Here is a 17767-nt window from a genome sequence, read left to right as displayed (position 1 = left end):
GTGCCAACGTGAGCAGAAATAAGAACGCCGATTTGGACAGAGTTCTACGCGCTGCGACACGGGTCTTCCTGGAACGCGGATTCTCCGCCACCTCCATGTCGGACCTCGTCGCGGCGACCGGCATGAACCGCGCCGGGCTCTACGCCGCCTTCGGCTCCAAGCACCAGCTCTACATCACCGCACTCGGCCGCTACCGGGAGGACACCGAACCCGAGCTGCGCTCGATCGCCCACCGCGCCCTCGAGAAGAAGGAGGACGAGCGGACCGACGCGCCCCGCGTCGTCGCCGACCTCCTGGACGTCGTCGCCCGCCACTCCAAGGAAGGCGGCTTCGTCGTGCGCGCCGCGGTCGAACTCGCCGACGACCCCGCCACCATGCGCCGCGTCCAGGAGGCTTGGACCGAGCTCGAACGCGATCTCGCCGCGATCCTGGCACGGGCGGTCGAGCGCGGCGAGATGGACCCCGCCGCCGTCCCCGACCGGCTGGCCCGCACCGTCCTCGTCTTCATCCAGGGATCGCTCGTCCTCGGCCACGCCGACGAGGACGACCACCGCCTCGCCGACGCCGCCGCCGGGCTCGTCGGGCTCCTCGCCGCCTACAGGCCCTCCGCGACTGCGGAAGAGATCCGCAGCCAGGCCGCCGACGACGCCTTGCTCAACGAGTCGTAGCGGATCGGCTCCCCCGAGTCGAGCAGCTTCTCGTACGGCGCCAACAGGACCGAACGAGTCCGGGCCGCGAAGTGCCGCTGCACCGCCGGCAGGTCCACGTCCTTCCTGTGGGCGGGCATCGACACCACCGACACCGCCCCGCGCACCAGGTCCCGGCGGCCGGTCTGCTCCAAGTGGTCGAGCATCCGCGCCGCGGTCTCCGCCGAGTCGTTGCGGGCCGACATCGTCACCACCAGCTGGTCGGTCGCGTCGATCGCCGCCTGCCAGTTCGCCGCCCGCACGTTGTTGCCGGTGTCGACGACGATGAGCTTGTAGAAGCGCGACACCGCCTCCCGCAGGTCCCCGAACGACTGCGCGGTGAGCATCTCCCCGGCCGTCGCCGACTCGTCCGAAGCGAGCACGTCGAACATCGCGCCGCCCTGGGCGCGCACGTACTGCGACAGGTCGCCGATGCGCCCGGTCGGGCCCCGGAAATGGTCGAGGTCCCGCAGCAGGTCGCGCACCGTGCGCACATGGAAGTCCTGCTGGGCGCGCATGCCCAGGGTCCCCTGCGTCTCGTTGTTGTCCCACGCGAGCACGTACCCGCCCCGGTGGCGGCCGAAGGTCATCGCGAGCATGAGGACCGCCACGGTCTTGCCCGCGCCGCCCTTCGGGTTGACCACGGTGATCTGGCGCAGGCCGCCGAAGTTGCGGCGCACGGTCTCGACCGCGCGCTGGCGCGCGCGTTCGCGCGGGCCGGGCGGGAGGGCCACCATGCCGAGGCTGAAGCGGTGCAGGGCGCCGCGCAGGCCGGTCTCGGCGACAGGCGGGCGCGGCGGCACGACCCGGCGGGACGAGAAGTCGTCGGCGGTCACGCCCATGCGCTCGAGCGCGCCCTTGTGGTCGGGGAAGACCGGGACCGGGACGTGCCGCGGAGCGGGCGCGGGCGGCGCGCCTATCTGGTGGTCCATCGGGGCCGGGACGGGCGGGACCGGCCAGCCGTCCTCGGTGGCCTCCTGCGGGACGGGCCAGCCGTCACCCCCGGTCTGCGGCGCCCCGTACTGCGCCGGCGGGGCGTCGTAGGAGGCGGGGCCGGGCATCGGGGTCGCGGGCGGCGGCGGGGCACTGGGCACGTGGTCGCTCTGGCGCGGGTTGCGAATCGATTCCTGCCCGGCGCTGTAGGGCTGGTTCATGACGTCCTCAGAGTCGTGCCGGTCATGCACTTCCGAAGACGCGTGATACTGCTCGTTCACCTCGGGACGGGCGGCGCTGCGTTCATGGTTCGCGCCCGGCGGTGCGCTCTCCACATGGTTCGCGCCTGGCGGTGCGCTCTCCACATGGTTCGCGCCTGGCGGCGCGAACGGCGACCACCCAGGAGCATCCGGCCGGTGCAGAGGAACGGTGTCCTCTTCGGTGTGCTCCATCGGGCCTCCCAGCGCGCGGGTGCGCTCAGCGTCAGAGTGCGGTTACCCGACTATTGTGGCCCATACGCCTGTCATCGCGTGGGAACTCGGCTCGGCTCCCAGGTGCGGCCCTCACAGCAGTCGCGGCTGCTCAGGGCCGGAACGGTCTTGGGGCACCATCCCGAATGGACTGAAGAGCCCTTGGTCCACATCGGCCAGCAGCGGCGAGCCCGCGCCGGTGTGGCTGACGTAGGCGAGGTCCCGGGTGCGCCCGAGCGCGACGTACAGCTCGCGGCGGGCCGCGGCCGTGTTCGGCCAGTCCTCGGCGGTCACCCCGGTGAGGCACACCACCCGGAACTCGCCCTCGGCGGCCTGGGCCACGGAAATGCCGTCGTGGCCGATCACCGCGAAGTCCTCGGGCGCGACCCCGAGCTCGGCGAGCCGGTCGGCGAGGTCGTCGACGAACCGCTTCTCGTCGTCGGCGTCCACGGCGAAGTACCGGCCGATCCCCGAGCCTTCGAGCGCGGGCCGCTCGGGCTGCACGAGCCGGCCGGGGACGCGGCTGATCGGCTCGATGACCTGCGAGGCGGCCACGAGCACCGCGGCCGGGCTGCGGTGGTTGCGGGAGAGGCGCATGACATGCGCCTGCGGGAACTGCTCGGCGAAGGCCGCGAACGCGGCGGGCTCGCCGGTGCACAGCGCCGAGTCGGGGTCGCCGGTGGCGGTGATGTCCGCCTCGGCCCCGCGGTGCTCGGTGACCTGGCGGAACAGCCGCATCGGCATGCGCGGCAGGTCGTCGATGAACACATGGCCCAGCTCGGGCGGACTCGCGGCGGCGAAGTCGTCGAACTCGGCGATGGTGATCGAGGCGGCCTCGCGGCCGATGAGCGCGCCGAGCTCGCGGCGGATGCGGGCGGCGCCGGGCGCGGACGCGGCGAGGACCAGGCACTGGCGGGCGGGCACGCCCAGCTCCTGCACGAGGTAGGCGACCCGGTGGATGAGCAGGTGGGTCTTGCCGGTGCCGGGGGAGGCGTTGATGAGCAGCGGGCCGCGGCCGGCGGAGGCGGCCACGCGCTGCATCGCGTCCAGGGAGTCGAGCAGGCCCGCGCCGACCTCGTCCATGCCCGTGAGCAGGGGTGCGGATTCCAGCCACGGGTCAGGGGTCCGGGTCGTCAGCGCCGGTTCGGGCATTGGCACGGCTTCACGGACGTACCTGGAGTGGTGGGACCGGTGCGAGCGGCGGCGCCGCTCGGCGGTCGTCCGCATGTCGGCGGAGAGCTCGAACAGCGGGGACGCCACCTGCGGTTGCTTGCGTTCATCAGGACGGCGCACCTATGCATCCTCGCAGACAGACGCCGCGCCCCCCGCAGGGGCTCCCGCCCCGGCGGGTCGCGCCGCCGAGTCGGAATCGCCCTCGCGTCCCGGGTCGTCCGGTCGCGTCGCCGGAGCTGACACGCGCTCGCGTCCCGGGCTGTCCGGTCGCGTCGCCGAAACTGACACGCGCTCGCGTCCGAGGCGTCGCCGGCTCGCTCGTCGCAGCACCGGTTCCGATCGGTGTCGGACCCTTGGCGTACGGGCATGGATAGGGGACTTGCGCGAGGACGAATCCGGAATATCCGCCTTCACGTTCTCCATTGCCTCCTCGCCTCGAAGCCGCGCGGCACTGGCGGATCGCGCCGCGCCCGCGCCGACCGGGTTCACCCTCCCGCGAACGGCGGCAGCACCTCGACCGTGACGCCCGCGGGGAGCGCGGTCGCAGGGTCTTTCGCGGCCAGGCCGTCCACCAGCAGGGTCGACGCCGAGAGGACCTTGTCGAGCACCGGGCCGTGCCGCTGCCCGAGGACCGCCTTGAGCTCGGCCACGTCCGCGGCGGCCACCTGCTCCTCGCCCACTCCTGCGGCCGCTTTCGCGCCCGCGAAGTACCGCACCGTCACCACCGTCAGCCTCCGATCGCGGACATCGGGCGGGCCGGCTGGAGGAACGACGGGTCGTCGATGCCGTGCCCGGGGAGCTTGCCCCACATGGCCTCGCGCCAGCGCGCGCCGATCTCGGCGTCGCCCGCGCCGTCGCGCAGGAGTCCTCGCAGGTCGGTCTCGCCGCGCGCGAACAGGCAGTTGCGGACCTGCCCGTCGGCGGTGAGGCGGGTGCGGTCGCAGTCGCCGCAGAACGGGCGCGTGACCGAGCCGATGACGCCGACCTTCGCGGGGCCGCCGTCGACGAGCCAGGTCTCGGCGGGCGCGGAGCCGCGGTGGGCGGGGTCGGGGACCAGATCGAACTCGGCCTTGAGGGACTCGAGGATCTCGGCGGCGGTGACCATCTCCTCCCGGCGCCACACCCCGGCGGCGTCGAGCGGCATCTGCTCGATGAACCGCAGCTGGTAGCCGTGCGCGATGGCGAAGCGCAGGAGCGCGGGGGCCTCGGTGTCGTTCACCCCGCGCATGAGCACGGTGTTGAGCTTGACGGGTGCGAGCCCGGCGGCGGCCGCGCCTTCGATGCCGCGCAGGGTGGCGGCGAGGCGGTCGCGTTTGGCGAGTTCCTTGAAGGTGCCGGGGTCGAGGGTGTCGAGGGAGACGTTGACGCGGTCGAGTCCGGCTTCGACCAGGGGCGCAGCGAGGCGTTCGAGGCCGATCGCGTTGGTGGTCAGGGAGATCTCGGGGCGCGGTTCGAGGGCCGCGGCGGCGGCGACGATGGCGGGGAGGCCGGGGCGCAGCAGCGGCTCGCCGCCGGTGAAGCGGACCTCGGTGACGCCGAGGTCGCGGACGGCGATGCCGACCAGGCGCGACACTTCGTCGTCGGTGAGGAGCTCGGGTTTGGGCAGCCACGGGAGCCCGGCTTCGGGCATGCAGTACGTGCAGCGCAGGTTGCACCGGTCGGTGAGTGAGACGCGCAGGTCGGTGGCGGTGCGCCCGTGCCTGTCGCGGAGTCCGAGGGCCGCGGACGGTGCGTTCGCGGTGCCCTGGGTCGGAGTCGGTGCTGGCATGCGTCGAGCCTAGTTCGTCAATATGACAGTTTCGTAAAGTGAGACACGTTTCCCAGCAATTGGGCGCGGTAGGCGCGTCCGAAGAGGGTCGTGTGGACCAGGAGGGGGAACAACTGGTGGAGCGGGACCCGCGCCTCCCAGCCCGCCTCCAGGGCGTGCATCTCGGTGTACCCGGCGATGATCGCCTCGAACATGGGGACGCCGCCCCACATGCGCAGGTTCGCCAGGTCGGTTTCGCGGTGGCCGCCGTGCGCGGCCGGGTCGATGAGCCAGGCCTGCTCGGCGCCCCAGTGCACGTTGCCCCACCACAGGTCGCCGTGGGTGCGCGAGGGCGGCTCCTCGGGTCCGGCGAGTTCGGGGAGGCGCGCGGCCAGGGCCTCGATCGCGGCGACGTCGGCCGCGTCGAGCGCGCCGTTGTCGCGGGAGGGCTTGAGGTACGGCTCGATCCGCTTGGCGGCGTACCACTCCGACCAGGTCTCCCCTGCGGGGCCGTTGTCCAGGAACGTCTCGCCGATGTAGCCGCGCCAAGGAGCGCCGAACCGCTCCGCGCCCGCGTCGTGCATGGCCGCGAGCTCGCGGCCGAGCGCCTCGGCGTGCTCGCGGGTCGGCTCGGCCGGCTCGATCCACGGCTCGACGAGCAGGCGGTCGTCGGCGTACAGCAGCGGGACGGTCGCGGGCGTCGCCTCGCGCAGCCACCGCAGCCCGTTCACTTCGGCCGCAAGGTAATCGGACGGGGCGTGCTCGGCGAGTTTGGCGAACAGGTGGGAGCCGTCGTCGAAGGTGAGGCGCTGCGCGGTGGCCCGGCACGGGCGCGGCGTCGTCATGGGCATCGCGAAGTCGCTCGCCTTCACCGGGGTGGTGCGCACGCGCTGGTGCTCGATGAGCTCGGGCAGCAGCCGCAGGCGCTCGGGATCGGGGGCTTCGTCCACGGACCCAATGTAGCGGAAGGCGAACGGCCTGACGGGCATGAAAAACTCTTCGTGTCGAACCCCTTTCCTCTGGAGGCACCATGCGTCGCACCGCCCGCTGGCTCACCGCCGTCAACACCCTCAGCGCCCCAAGGGTCACGGCCCAGCGCTCCCGCGTGGACGGCGTGTTCGACCGGATGGTCCACAAGGCCGAGCACCGGGCCGAGGCCGACTCCGCCGTGGCCCGGGAGTTCGTCGACTCCTACCGCTTCCTGATGCGCGAGGTCGCCAAGCAGGACACGCTCTCGATGGTCGGCTGGCAGGGCTTCATCGACGACCTCACCCGCCGCATGACCAACCACCTGCGCGTCGAGCGTCTCATCGCCGAGCACCCCGAGATCGCCGCCGAACCGATCGAGCGCCCCATCGTCGTGGTCGGCCTGCCCCGCACGGCCACCACCGTCACGCACAAGATCCTCATCCAGCCCGAGGGGACCCGGGCGCCGCTCATGTGGGAGCTCATGAACACCCACCGCGGCGACATCGACCCGAAGCTGCGCGACAAGCTCATCAAGGACGCCCAGACCATGGCGTCCCTGGCGAGCAAGGCCTCGCCGGTGTGGGACCTCATCCACCCGATGAACGCGCTGCAGCCCGAGGAGTGCGTGTTCGCGCTGCCGCACGGGTACCAGTTCATCACCCGCGCGACCATGCCCGCGTACCGCCGCTGGGTCGACGAGCGCGACTACACCGAGGACTACACGCACCTCAAGCGCGTCCTCCAGGTGCTGCAGTGGAAGCAGCCGCGCCGACGCTGGGTGCTCAAGTCCCCGTTCCACCTGTTCAACCTCGACGTGCTGCTCAAGGTCTTCGACGACGCGACGATCGTGTGGATGCACCGCGACCCCTCCACCGTCATGGGCTCCTGGTGCTCCCTTGTGGAGACCGGGCGGGCGCTGCACCACCGCGCTTACGACCCCTCGAAGATCGGCCCCGAATGGCTCGACATCTTCGGCAAGGGCGTCGCGCAGGCCCGCGCGGTGCGCTCGGCGGCCTCGCGCGAACGCTTCGTGGACGTGCCCTACCACGCCTTCACCGCCGACCCGCACGGTCTGATGCCGAAGCTCTTCGCGCGCTTGGGGATTCCGTGGACGGAGAAGGAGGAGGCCAACCTCGAGCAGGTCCTGGCCCGCCCCGGGATGCGCCGCGCCCACGAGTACCACTTGTCGCGCTACGGCATCGAACTCGACGATGTCGAAGCCGCCTTCGGGGACTACGGCCGCCTCGGCTTTTAAAAACTGAGACGCACGACACAGGGCCGGTCCCTCGGGGACCGGCCCTGTCTTGTCATACCCGGCCGATACCTTCGAATCGGTCGGGCGGAGCGTCATGCGGGTGCCGCTCCCCCGACCGGCCGAACACGTTTCAGCCGAACTGCATAGGAGGTGGTGCCGGCAAGCTTGTACTAGCTCAGCCGCTCGACCACGAAGTCGATCGCCTCGGTCAGCTTGGCCGCGTCCGCGGGGTCCACCGCCGGATAGGTGGCGATGCGCAGCTGGTTGCGGCCCAGCTTCCGGTACGGCTCGGTGTCCACGACACCGTTGGCGCGCAGCACCTTCGCGATCTCAGCCGCGTCCACACCCTCGAAGTCGATCGTGGCGACCACATTCGAGCGCAGCGCGGGGTCGACCACGAACGGGTTCGCGAACTCGCGCGAGTCCGCCCACGAGTAGATCGCCCCGGCCGACTCGGCGCAGCGCTTCGCGGCCGCGTCCAGACCGCCCGCGGCGTTGAGCGCGTCCACCTGCTCGGCCGCGAGCACCACGGTCGCCACCGCGGGGGTGTTGTACGTCTGGTCCTTGCGCGAGTTGTCGATCGCGGTCTTCAGGTCCAGGAACGCCGGAATGTACCGGCCGGACGCGGCGATGCGCTCGGCGCGCTCGATCGCGGCCGGGCTCATGATCGCGATCCACAGGCCGCCGTCGGAGGCCAGGCCCTTCTGCGGCGCGAAGTAGTAGCAGTCGGTCTCGGTGAGGTCCACCGGCAGGCCGGCCGCCGCGGAGGTCGCGTCGTGCAGCATGAGCGCGCCCTCGTGGGCGACGCGCTTGACGTCGACGGCCACGCCGGTCGAGGTCTCGTTGTGCGGGGTGGCGTACGCGTCGACGCCGTCCTCGAAGGACAGGTACGCGGCCGTGCCGGGCTCGGCGGTCACGATCGTCGGCTCGCCCAGGTGCGGGGCGATCTTGATGGCCTTGGCGAACTTCGAGCCGAACTCGCCGAAGCTGGCGGCCTGCGCCCGGTCCTCGATGAGGCCGAACACGGCGACCTCCCAGAACGCGGTCGCGCCGCCCACACCGAGGATGACCTCGTAGCCCTCGGGCAGCGAGAAGAACTCGGCCAGCCCGGCCCGCAGGCGCCCGACCTCGGCCTTGACCGCCTTCTGGCGGTGGGAGGTGCCCATGACGGACCTGCCCAGTCCGGACAGCGCGCTCATCGCCTCGGACGGCACCTTGGAGGGGCCGGAGCCGAAGCGCCCGTCGGCGGGCAGCAGCTCTGCGGGGATGGTGATCGGGTCGGTCACTGTCGGCTCCGTTCTGGTCGGTCCTGGGCTCACTGTAAACCCGCGTGCCAGCGCCGCAGCTCCCTGGTCCAGACCCGGCCGCCAACTGGGATCCCCGCACGCCGGCGCCCCACGCCTTCGGCCGACCGCGACCCGCCTCCCCCCGAACGGGATTCCCGCGCGCCACCGCCGCCGCGAACCGGGGCCGTGACGTGACGAGGCCGGGCCATCGCCGCGCGCGTGTGCCCCGAATCTCGCCGAACGCGCGCCGCGCCTCGGGCGCGGCCAACGGATTGTCGTACCCCGCAGGCACCATTGATTCGGGGGCGCTTCGCGACGCCCGATTCGCGCAGACTCGCCGAGAACCGCCCAAGGCCGCGGCGCGATCCACCCGAGCCGTCGCCGACGCCGCCGCCTTACGTGGCTGGAGACCAGCCCGCCGGGGCGTCCCCGCCCGGCTCCGCCTCGGCCGTCCACAGCTCGCCGTCCGCCGCGACCGCCCACAACCGCAGCGCGCCATCCGAACCGAACGCCGCCGCCGGGCGCTTCACCAGGGTGACGTCGCCCCGCGTCCACGGCCGCGACAGCAGCCCGAACGCGCCGTCCCCGGCCTCCAGATCCGCCAGGCTGAGCACCAGCACCGCCGGTGCGCCCGTCCCGTCGTCGCACGCCACCGCGAGCGCGCCCTCCGGGCCGATCGCGAGCGTCGGCGCCAGCACCCCGCCCTCGAGCGGCACGCGCACGCCCGTCCACGTCTCGCCCCGTCCGATGTGGAGTGCCACATCGCTGCACCCGCCCACGCGCGAGGCGAGCACGATCCGCCCGTCCGGCGCCTGCGCGGCCACGACCGCGCTGGCGGGCGCGAAGAACGGCAGGTCCTCGGGTCCGGGCAGGTCGAGCATCCGGGTCGTCCAGTCGACCCCGTCGCCTTCCCAGACCGCCACGTTGTCGGGGGTCGCGGCGATGATGGTGAAGGCCCCGTCCAGGGCCAGCGCGGCCGGTGCGTCGTGCACGGCCGGGCCCTCGAGCCGCGCCCAGTCGGCCCACTCCCCGCCTTCGGGCCGCACCCGCACCGCGAGCCCTTGGGCGTCGCGCACGCACGCGAGCGACGTGCGGCCGTCGTCGGCCCCGGCGACCTGCCCGACGATGCGGGCGCCCGGGCCGGTCCCGGCCGGGTTGCCGAGGAGCTGCCATTGGCCGGAGACCAGGTCGTAGCAGTGCACGTCGCGCACATGGGTGGCCGGATCGTGGGTGTGCTCGGCGCTGATCGCGTAGACCTTCGTGCCGGCCAGGTCGAGCGAGGGGAGCGTGTCGGGCCCGCCGAGGTCTTCCCAGCCGTCCTCGCCGAGCACTTGGAGGGTGTTGTCGCGCACGGTGACCGGGCGGATGGAGCCGTCGATCTCGGCGGCGGCGAGGGCCGCGGTGTAGCGCGGGTGGGTGGCGTGGCCGTAGGTGGTGCCCGCGCCGGGGCCGGCGATGAGGCGGTCGCCGCAGCCGCTGGGCAGGCCGCAGTCGGCGCCGTCGTTCCAGGAGTAGACGTCGAGCGCGCGCCCCTTGGGGGCGAGGTCGGCTTCGCCGAGGTTGCCGGGCCAGCGGCGGTTGTAGTAGCCGCGCCAGGACTCGACGGTGCGCGCCGCGCCCCAGGCGCGCACGGCCTCCCAGGCGAAGAGTGCGGCGGCGGTGTGGTCGATGTGGTCGGAGTAGCCGAGCTGCTCGGCGCCGAGCCGCTCGCCGGTGATCGGGTCGGGGTCGGGGTCGAGGGTGTTGACGACGACGGGCCGGTACCGGTCGAGGAGTTCGAGGAGGGTGGCCTGCACCGTCGTGCGGTCCACGGTGGACTCGGCGGTGAGCGGCGAGTCGGCCGGTGGCAGGACCAGGGAGTCGTCGAGGCGGCCTTCCCACAGGGCCAGGAGCCGGGTGAACTCGCCGGTGAGGCGCCCGAGGTTCGTCCACAGTGAGCAGAAGACGATGTGCACTTCGGGCTTGTCGCGCAGGACGCAGAGTTCGACGTCCTGGCCGGATTCGAGCGGGGCGAGGTAGCGGTCCCAGGGCGCGTCGGGGTCGCCGAGGGCGAGGGCGGCGTAGGCGCGGCGCAGGCCGTTGTTGCGTGCGGCGGCGTATCCGGCGAAGTCGGCAGGGGCTTCGGCGTCCCAGCTGTTGCGCCCGTCGGCTTCGCCCGCGGTGAGGACGACGGTGCAGAGCCCGGCGCCGTCGTCGAGGACGCGGGCGACGCGCGGGTTGACGAAGTAGAGGCAGTCGTCGGGGTGGGCGACGATCTGCATGTGGATCGGGCCGCCGCGCACCGGCTCGGGGAAGGCGGCGCCGCCGGAGGCCTCGCGGAGCGACCAGACGCTCTCGGCGGCCGCGGCGGTCACGGCGAGCCCGGCGACGCCGCCGACCAAGAGGTCGCGGCGGCGCAGCGGCAGGTGCCGGGGGGAGGACATGGCGCGTCCCGTTCGGGTGGTGTGGGTGTTCGATCGGCCGCCGGCGGGAGGGAGAGCGTCGCCGCGACCGGTCGATCGTAACCCGAACGCGCGCAAACGAGACGCGCGGACCATTCCGAGTATGCAAAAGCGGCCCGGGTCACCCCTTCCGGGGCGGCGCGGGCCGCTTCGAGCTTTTGCTTACTGCTGCCAGCCCTCGACTTCTTCGGGCTTGCGGGGGCCGGGGCCGACGTAGGTCGCGGACGGGCGCACGATCCGGCCGAGCTTCTTCTGCTCGAGGATGTGGGCGCTCCAGCCGGCCACGCGGGCGCAGGTGAAGATCGGGGTGAACAGCTCGGCGGGGACCTCGGCGAAGTCGAGGAGCACCGCGGACCAGAACTCGACGTTGGTGGCGAGCACGCGGTCGGGCTTGCGGGCCTTGAGCTCGGCCAGGGCGGCCGACTCGAGCGCCTCGGCGACCTCGTAGCGCGGGGCGCCGAGTTCCTTGGCGGCGGCGCGGAGCACGCGGGAGCGGGGGTCCTCGGCGCGGTAGACGCGGTGGCCGAAGCCCATGAGGCGCTCGCCGGAGTCGAGGAGGTTCTTGACGTACCCCTCGGCGTCGCCGGACTTCTCGACCCCTTCGATCATGTGCAGGACGCGCGAGGGGGCGCCGCCATGGAGCGGGCCGGAGAGCGCGCCGATGCCGGAGGAGATCGCGGCGGCGGCGTCGGCGCCGGTGGAGGCCACGACGCGGGAGGTGAAGGTGGAGGCGTTCATGCCGTGCTCGGCGGCCGACATCAGGTAGGTGTCGACGGCCTTGACGTGGGCCGGGTCGGGCTCGCCGCGCCAGCGGCGCATGAACCGCTCGGTGATGGTGCCGGCCTTGTCGATCTCCGACTGGGGCACGGCGGGGCGGCCGGAGCCGCGGGCCGACTGGGCGATGAACGACAGCGTGGTGACCGACACGCGGGCGAGATCGTCCCGGGCGGTCTCGTCGTCGATGTCGAGCAGCGGCTGGAGGCCCCAGTAGGGGGCGAGCATGGCGACCGCGGCCTGGGCGTCGACGCGGGTGTCGCCGGAGGAGACGGGCACGGGCACGGGCTCGGCGGCGGGCAGGCCGTTGCCGAACTTGCCGTCGACGAGGAGGCCCCATACGTCGCCGTAGGTGCTCTGGCCGACCAGGTCCTGGATATCGACGCCGCGGTAGCGGAGCGATCCACCCTCTTTGTCAGGCTCGGCGATCTCGGTTTCGAAGGCGATGACGCCCTCGAGGCCGGGCTTGAACTCAGACATCGTTGTACTCCTGAGTGTGTTGTCCCTGTGGTTGCCGACCGGGGGCTTCCGGGAGGCGACGGTTCGTAGTTATCTGGAAATGGTGCCTCAATGCGATGGCGGACGGAAGTGGCCACGGGTCGGGGGTGATCCTGAACAGCGGTACAGAAGGTGCGCAAAATGTGAGACAACGATCGTGAGGTTAGTGGTTTGTCCTATTTTGACGTTTTCGTTGGGAGGTTTTCAATAACGGAACTTGTGGGTTTCAACGGTTTCCTGCGATCTCGCCCACATCTATACGGGTGCCGCAGGTCATTGGACATGAGCTAACGTCAAAGCACATCCCGGCCACCGATAACGACACGGAGGTACCCCCTATGGCGCTGTCCGGCGAGCAATGGGTGATCGCCTACAACGACCACGAGGCCACCATCGTCGCTGTCGGCGGTGGCGTGCGCTCGTACACCTACCGCGGCCGCCCGGTCGTCATGTCCTACGGGGACGAGGAACTCGCCCCCGGCTGGTCCGGCCACGTCCTCGCGCCCTGGCCCAACCGCACCCGCGACGGCAAGTACGCCTACGACGGCACCGAGTACCAGCTCCCGATCAACGAGATCGAGACCAACACCTCGCTCCACGGCTTCGTCGCCTGGGCCGAGTGGACCGCCGTCGACGTCACCGAGACCTCAGTCACCCTCGAATGCCGCCTGCCCGCGCGCCTCGGCTACCCGTGGACGCTGCAGCTGCGCACCCGCTGGTCCGTCGGCCCGCAGGGCCTGCGCGCCGCCCACACCGTGTCCAACCCCGGCACCAAGACCGCCCCCTTCGGCCTGGGCACCCACTCCTACCTCATCCCCGGCTCCCTCGAACGGATCGACGAGGCCACCCTCCACGTCCCGGCCGCCAAGAAGCTCAAACTCGACAAGCAGAGCATCCCCGTCGGCTCCGGCCCCGCGGATTTCGACGACCCGACCGTCCTCAAGGACCTCGTGATCGACGACTGCTACGGCGACCTCAAGCGCGGCTCCGACGGCAAGGCCGAAGTGCGCCTCGCCGACCCGGTCTCCGGCCAGTCCGTGACCGTGTGGATGGACGAGTCCTTCGGCTGGGTCCACATCTACACCGCCGACGGCCTCGAGGGCGACCGCAAGCGCGGCTCCGTCGCGATCGAGCCCACGACCTGCCCGCCGAACGCCCTCGCAACCGGCGAGGACCTCATCGAGCTCTCCCCGAGCGAGGCCTGGTTCGGCGTCTGGGGCATCCGCCCCGAGTAGCACCGCCGCGAACGCGAGACGAGGGACCGCCCCGACCGGGGCGGTCCCTCGCCGCATATGAGCGTCCATCGCAGACGACACGCCGCGTTGTCCACAGGCGAACCCGAGCCCCGATCGCCTTGCGGCCCAACCATGCCCGAATTATCTGGTAAGCCGGAAGTTATCCACAGCCGGAAAATTGCTCCTTGCCGACCTGTCGCGCCATCGGTCAACGTTACTGAAAGACACGCGAACACCACGGACCGTAGGAGCAACAATGGCCGCGACACTCCACAGCACCACGACCACCGCCGCACCCGCCGCCGAATCCCTCCTCGTCACCACCGACGACCGCCTCGCCGACGCCATCACCCCCCTCGCCGCCACCGCCGGCCACCCGCTCCGCCGCATCCGCCACCCCCACGACGCCGCCACCGACTGGCAACGCGCCCCACTCGTCCTCGTCGGCCCCGACCTCGGCCCCGAATGCATCGCCTGCGACCTCCCCGCCCGCGGCCCGATCCTCCTCTGCACCACCATGTCCTGGCTCGGCGGCGACACCGACGACACCTCACTCCTATGGCCCATGGCCATCCAGATGAACGCCACCAGCGTCATCGCCCTCCCCGACGCCAACGACTTCCTCACCGACCTCCTCATCCGCACCGTCCGCGACACCGAACCCGCACCCGTCATCGCCACCGTCGCCGGCCACGGCGGGGCCGGCGCCTCCACCCTCGCGCTCGCCGCCGCCACCGACGCCGCCCGCGACGGCCGCACCACCCTCCTCATCGACCTCGACCACACCGGCGGCGGCATCGACACCGCCGCCGGCCTCGCCGCCCAACCCGGCTGGCGCTGGCCCTCGCTCGCCGCGGGCACCGGCCCGCTCGACCCCGAACGGCTCCTCGCCGGCCTCCCCAAACGCGGCGGCCTGCACCTGATCGCCCCTGACCCGCGCAACCCCGCCGAAGTGTCCGCCGCGGCCTTCGACCGCGTCCTGCGGGCCGCCCGCCTCGCCGCCGACCTCGTCATCGTCGACCTCCCGCGCACCCGCACCGACGCGGCCGCAGCGGCCGCCGTCGCCGCCCGCGCCATCGCGGTCGCCATCGGACCGGGCTCGCGCTCCTGGGAAGCCGCCCGCAGCGTCACCGCCGCCTACGGCCTCCACAGCGCCCACATCGGCGCGGTCCTGCGCGGCGACGCCGAACGGCGCCCACCCGGCGTCGCCTGGGACGGCCCGCGCGAAGCCGACTGGCACGAACCGCCCGTGTGGGGCCGCATCCCCAGCGACCGACGCCTCCCGGTCCTCCTCCGCCAAGGCCGCCTGCCCCGAGGCCGGGCCGGACGCGGCATCCGCGACCTCACCAAGGCACTCGCCGAACCGCGACCGCGAGGCGAACTGGCCCTCCCCGACCCGACCGGAGCGGCCCGATGAACCTCGCCCTCCTCACCCGAGTCCGCCGCCAACTCGCCGCCCAGACCCAACCGGGCGCCGACCGCGGCCGCACCCGCGGCTGGACCCACCGCTCCGCCAAGGCCGACATCGTGAAAGCCCTCTGCGCGACCGGCGCCGCGCCACCCGACCAGGCCTCACTCCTCCAACTCTCGGCGGCCCTGAGCGACGACCTCGTCGGCGCGGGCCCGCTCCAACCACTGCTCGACGACCCCGAGGTCACCGACGTCGTCGTCAACGGCACCGGCGGCGTCTGGGCCGACCGCGGTCAAGGCCTCCAACCCGTACCGGTCCGCCTCGGCCGCCCCGAGACGATCCGCGCCCTCGCCTGCCGCCTCGCTGCCGCGGCCGGCAGACGCCTCGACGCCGGAAGCCCCTACGCCGACGTGCGACTGCCCGACGGCACCAGGTTCCACGCGGTACTCGCCCCGATCGCGGCCTCCGGCCCGTACCTGTCCTTCCGCACCCACCGGTCCAAGGCGTTCACGCTCACGCAGCTCGTGGAGGCGGACACGCTGACCGCGAGCATGGCCGACCTGCTGCCGCGCATCGTGAAAGCCCGGCTCGCGTTCATCGTCACGGGCGGCACCGGCACCGGCAAGACGACGCTCCTGGCGAGCCTGCTCTCCCACGCGCCCAAAGAAGAACGCATCGTCATCGTCGAAGACGCCGCCGAACTCGCGCCCGACCACCCGCACACGCTCACACTCGAAACACGCCCGGCGAACATCGAAGGCGCCGGCGCGGTCGACCTGGCCGCGCTCGTCCGCCAGTCGCTGCGCATGCGACCGGACCGGATCGTCGTGGGCGAGTGCCGCGGCGCCGAGGTGATCGAACTGCTCGGCGCACTGAACACCGGCCACGAAGGCGGTGCGGGCACCCTGCACTGCAACGCCGCAGCGGACGCGCCGGCGCGCCTCGAAGCGCTCGCGCTTCCGCACGGGCTGCCGCGAGAAGGCCTCCACGCCCAGCTCGTGGCCGCACTCCGCGTCATCATCCACCTGCGACGCAACGGCACCGGCCGCCAAGTCACCGAGATAGCCCTGATCGAGACCGGCGACGCCCGAACCCGGCAACTGACCGTCTCCACCGCCTGGACCCGCCACGGCCCGGGCCCCAGCGCCGGCATCCTCGAACGCCTCCTGAAGGAGCGCAACGCATGAGCGGCCGGAATCTGACCCTGCCGCCACCGAACACAAGGGAGCACCGCCCATGACCGCCACCGCATTCGCGCCGCCACCCGGACGCCGTCGCTGCAGCACCGTCGCCCGCGCGCGAACGGCCCATGCGACTACCCGACACGAAGCGACGCGCACAAGAACACGGCTACACGCCTCGGCACAGTGCAACGACACGACGCCAACCGTGGACCGGCGCGACGCCCGCCGCACCGCGGAAGGCGGCACCGCATGACCGCCGTCGCCATCGCACTCGTCACCCACCGGCCGAAGACCGCCGCGTCGATCACCGCCCTGCTCACCGCGAGCCTCGCCGCCTGGCTCGCCGGATACCGCCACGACGGCGGCCTCGGGCCGCTCGCCGCAGCGACCGCCGGGGCGGTCACCGCGATCTACACCGCGGCCGCGGTCATCGCCTGGCATCTCGCCCTGCGCCGCAAACGACTCCGCGAAGCCCGCCGCGCCGCCGCCGACACCGTCGCCCACCTGGCAGCCGACCTCGCCGCCGGGACCGATCCGGCCCGCGCCGTCGCCGCCGCCGAACCCGAATGGCCCGCCGAAGCCACCGCCACCGCGCGCCGCCTCCGGGCCGCACTCCGCATCGCCGCCGAACTCGGCGCACCCGCCGCGGAACTCTGCCGCAGGCTCGCCGACCACCTCCGCGACGACGACCAAGCGGCCGCCCGCGCCGGGGCCCAAACCGCTTCGATCCGCGCCACCGCCGCACTCCTCGTCGCCCTGCCCGTCGCCGGAGTCGCACTCGGCGAGGTCGCGCTCGGCGTCGAAGCCGTCGCGTTCCTCTTCGCCAGCCCGGCCGGCCTCGGCGCGGCCGCGACCGCGATGGGCCTCCAAGCCGCCGGCCTCGCCTGGACCGGCGCACTCGTCAACGCCGTCACACCGAGGAGCTCCTGATGCTGCGCAAACTCATCGGCCCGCTCGCAGGCGTCGCCGCCGCCATCGCGGTCGGCGGCCCTACCGGCGTCATCGCGGGCTTCGCCGCCTGGTGGATCACCGCCCGCCTCCTCCGCGCCGACCCTGACCGCGCCGAGCGCAACGCCGCCGAACGACTCGCCCCGTCCTGGCCCTGGACGCTCGACCTCCTCGCCGCCTGCATGCGCGCCGGGACGCCATTCCCGCAGGCCGCGTTCGCCGTCGCCGAGACCGACGACCCCGCGATAGGCGAACGCCTCAACCGCTTCGCCGGAGCCATCCACCTCGGCGCCACTGCGGCTGAAGCCCTGCCGGAACTCGGCAGGCTCCCCGGAGCCGCACGCCTTGCCCGCCAACTCGACCGGTCCGGCGACTCCGGCGCCGCCATCGCCGCAGGCCTCGAACAACTCGCGACCTCACTGCGATCAGAACTCCGCACCCGCACCGAAGAACGCGCCGGACGCGCCGCAGTGGCCCTCGTCGGCCCGCTGTGCCTGTGCTTCCTGCCCGCGTTCGTCATCGCCGGCATCGGCCCGGTGGTGCTCGGCATCGTCACCGAGACCCTGGCCCCCGGCCTCTGAGCCAACCGACCCCCGGGCACACCGCCCGGAAACCGAAGAGAGGAAACCGCAATGCGCTCGAACACCCACACCACGACTCCCCTCCCGACCCGCCGCGACCGCCGGGCACCGTCACGACCCGGCACCTCGAACGCCTCCTGCCGCCCCGAAAGCCGCAGGCAACCCGTCTGCCGCCC

The 17767-nt window shown here is 72.6% G+C and carries 14 protein-coding genes and 1 pseudogene; 7 read left to right on the top strand and 8 right to left on the bottom strand.

Translation table 11 applies throughout. The annotated features are described in order from the left end of the window. The first annotated feature begins 8 nt into the window (after positions 1 to 8). A complete protein-coding gene (locus AB0K52_RS17825) occupies positions 9 to 668 on the top strand; it encodes a TetR/AcrR family transcriptional regulator (protein WP_363533189.1) in 660 nt (219 codons plus the stop codon). Here AB0K52_RS17825 and AB0K52_RS17820 read toward each other — a convergent pair. The 5 genes and pseudogenes from AB0K52_RS17820 to AB0K52_RS17800 form a co-directional block, all read right to left on the bottom strand. Next, positions 596 to 1519 (bottom strand): annotated as a pseudogene (locus tag AB0K52_RS17820) (chromosome partitioning protein); the annotation flags it as partial. The gene AB0K52_RS17825 and the pseudogene AB0K52_RS17820 sit on opposite strands and share 73 nt — an antisense overlap. Before the next feature lie 663 nt (positions 1520 to 2182). Next, positions 2183 to 3382, bottom strand: a complete 1200-nt coding sequence (locus AB0K52_RS17815) for a UvrD-helicase domain-containing protein (protein ID WP_363533186.1) — start codon at positions 3380 to 3382, stop codon at positions 2183 to 2185. A gap of 365 nt (positions 3383 to 3747) precedes the next feature. After that, positions 3748 to 3984: a MoaD/ThiS family protein gene (locus tag AB0K52_RS17810; RefSeq protein WP_363533183.1), complete on the bottom strand. Its 237-nt coding sequence runs from the start codon at positions 3982 to 3984 to the stop codon at positions 3748 to 3750. 5 nt (positions 3985 to 3989) lie between these two features. Next, on the bottom strand, positions 3990 to 5030 hold the full coding sequence (moaA, locus tag AB0K52_RS17805; protein ID WP_363533181.1) for a GTP 3',8-cyclase MoaA: 1041 nt from the start codon (positions 5028 to 5030) through the stop codon (positions 3990 to 3992). Positions 5031 to 5047: 17 nt separating this feature from the next. Further along, positions 5048 to 5959: a fructosamine kinase family protein gene (locus AB0K52_RS17800; protein WP_363533178.1), complete on the bottom strand. Its 912-nt coding sequence runs from the start codon at positions 5957 to 5959 to the stop codon at positions 5048 to 5050. Positions 5960 to 6039: 80 nt separating this feature from the next. On the opposite strand from AB0K52_RS17800, the gene AB0K52_RS17795 reads away from it, so the two are divergent. Then, positions 6040 to 7233, top strand: a complete 1194-nt coding sequence (locus tag AB0K52_RS17795) for a sulfotransferase (protein ID WP_363533176.1) — start codon at positions 6040 to 6042, stop codon at positions 7231 to 7233. Between the two features lie 170 nt (positions 7234 to 7403). Here AB0K52_RS17795 and serC read toward each other — a convergent pair whose 3' ends face one another. The 3 genes from serC to AB0K52_RS17780 form a co-directional block, all read right to left on the bottom strand. Beyond that, a complete protein-coding gene (serC, locus tag AB0K52_RS17790) occupies positions 7404 to 8519 on the bottom strand; it encodes a phosphoserine transaminase (RefSeq protein WP_363533173.1) in 1116 nt (371 codons plus the stop codon). A gap of 395 nt (positions 8520 to 8914) precedes the next feature. After that, positions 8915 to 10942, bottom strand: coding sequence for a PIG-L family deacetylase (locus AB0K52_RS17785; RefSeq protein WP_363533170.1), 2028 nt, complete (start codon positions 10940 to 10942; stop codon positions 8915 to 8917). 180 nt (positions 10943 to 11122) lie between these two features. Beyond that, positions 11123 to 12214 carry a citrate synthase 2 gene (locus AB0K52_RS17780; protein WP_208497271.1) on the bottom strand — a complete coding sequence of 364 codons (1092 nt, stop codon included), beginning with the start codon at positions 12212 to 12214 and terminating at the stop codon, positions 11123 to 11125. Positions 12215 to 12570: 356 nt separating this feature from the next. On the opposite strand from AB0K52_RS17780, the gene AB0K52_RS17775 reads away from it, so the two are divergent. From AB0K52_RS17775 to AB0K52_RS17755, 5 genes are all read left to right on the top strand, one after another. Continuing rightward, a complete protein-coding gene (locus AB0K52_RS17775; RefSeq protein WP_363533167.1) occupies positions 12571 to 13467 on the top strand; it encodes an aldose 1-epimerase family protein in 897 nt (298 codons plus the stop codon). 256 nt (positions 13468 to 13723) lie between these two features. After that, positions 13724 to 14884 (top strand): septum site-determining protein Ssd, encoded by a 1161-nt coding sequence (gene ssd, locus AB0K52_RS17770; protein ID WP_363533164.1) that lies wholly within the window; start codon positions 13724 to 13726, stop codon positions 14882 to 14884. Continuing rightward, positions 14881 to 16065, top strand: a complete 1185-nt coding sequence (locus AB0K52_RS17765) for a TadA family conjugal transfer-associated ATPase (RefSeq protein ID WP_363533161.1) — start codon at positions 14881 to 14883, stop codon at positions 16063 to 16065. The genes ssd and AB0K52_RS17765 overlap by 4 nt, the downstream gene beginning before the upstream one ends. Before the next feature lie 246 nt (positions 16066 to 16311). Beyond that, entirely contained in the window at positions 16312 to 16992 is a 681-nt protein-coding gene (locus tag AB0K52_RS17760) for a type II secretion system F family protein (RefSeq protein ID WP_363533158.1), read from the top strand. After that, positions 16992 to 17591 carry a type II secretion system F family protein gene (locus tag AB0K52_RS17755; protein ID WP_363533155.1) on the top strand — a complete coding sequence of 200 codons (600 nt, stop codon included), beginning with the start codon at positions 16992 to 16994 and terminating at the stop codon, positions 17589 to 17591. The genes AB0K52_RS17760 and AB0K52_RS17755 overlap by 1 nt, the downstream gene beginning before the upstream one ends. Positions 17592 to 17767 lie beyond the last annotated feature (176 nt).

This window comes from Glycomyces sp. NPDC049804 (genome assembly GCF_040674615.1).
In the GTDB taxonomy this organism is placed as follows: domain Bacteria; phylum Actinomycetota; class Actinomycetes; order Mycobacteriales; family Micromonosporaceae; genus Glycomyces; species Glycomyces niveus.
Note: the sequence above shows the minus strand (reverse complement) of the source record. Positions and strands in the feature narration are given on the sequence as shown.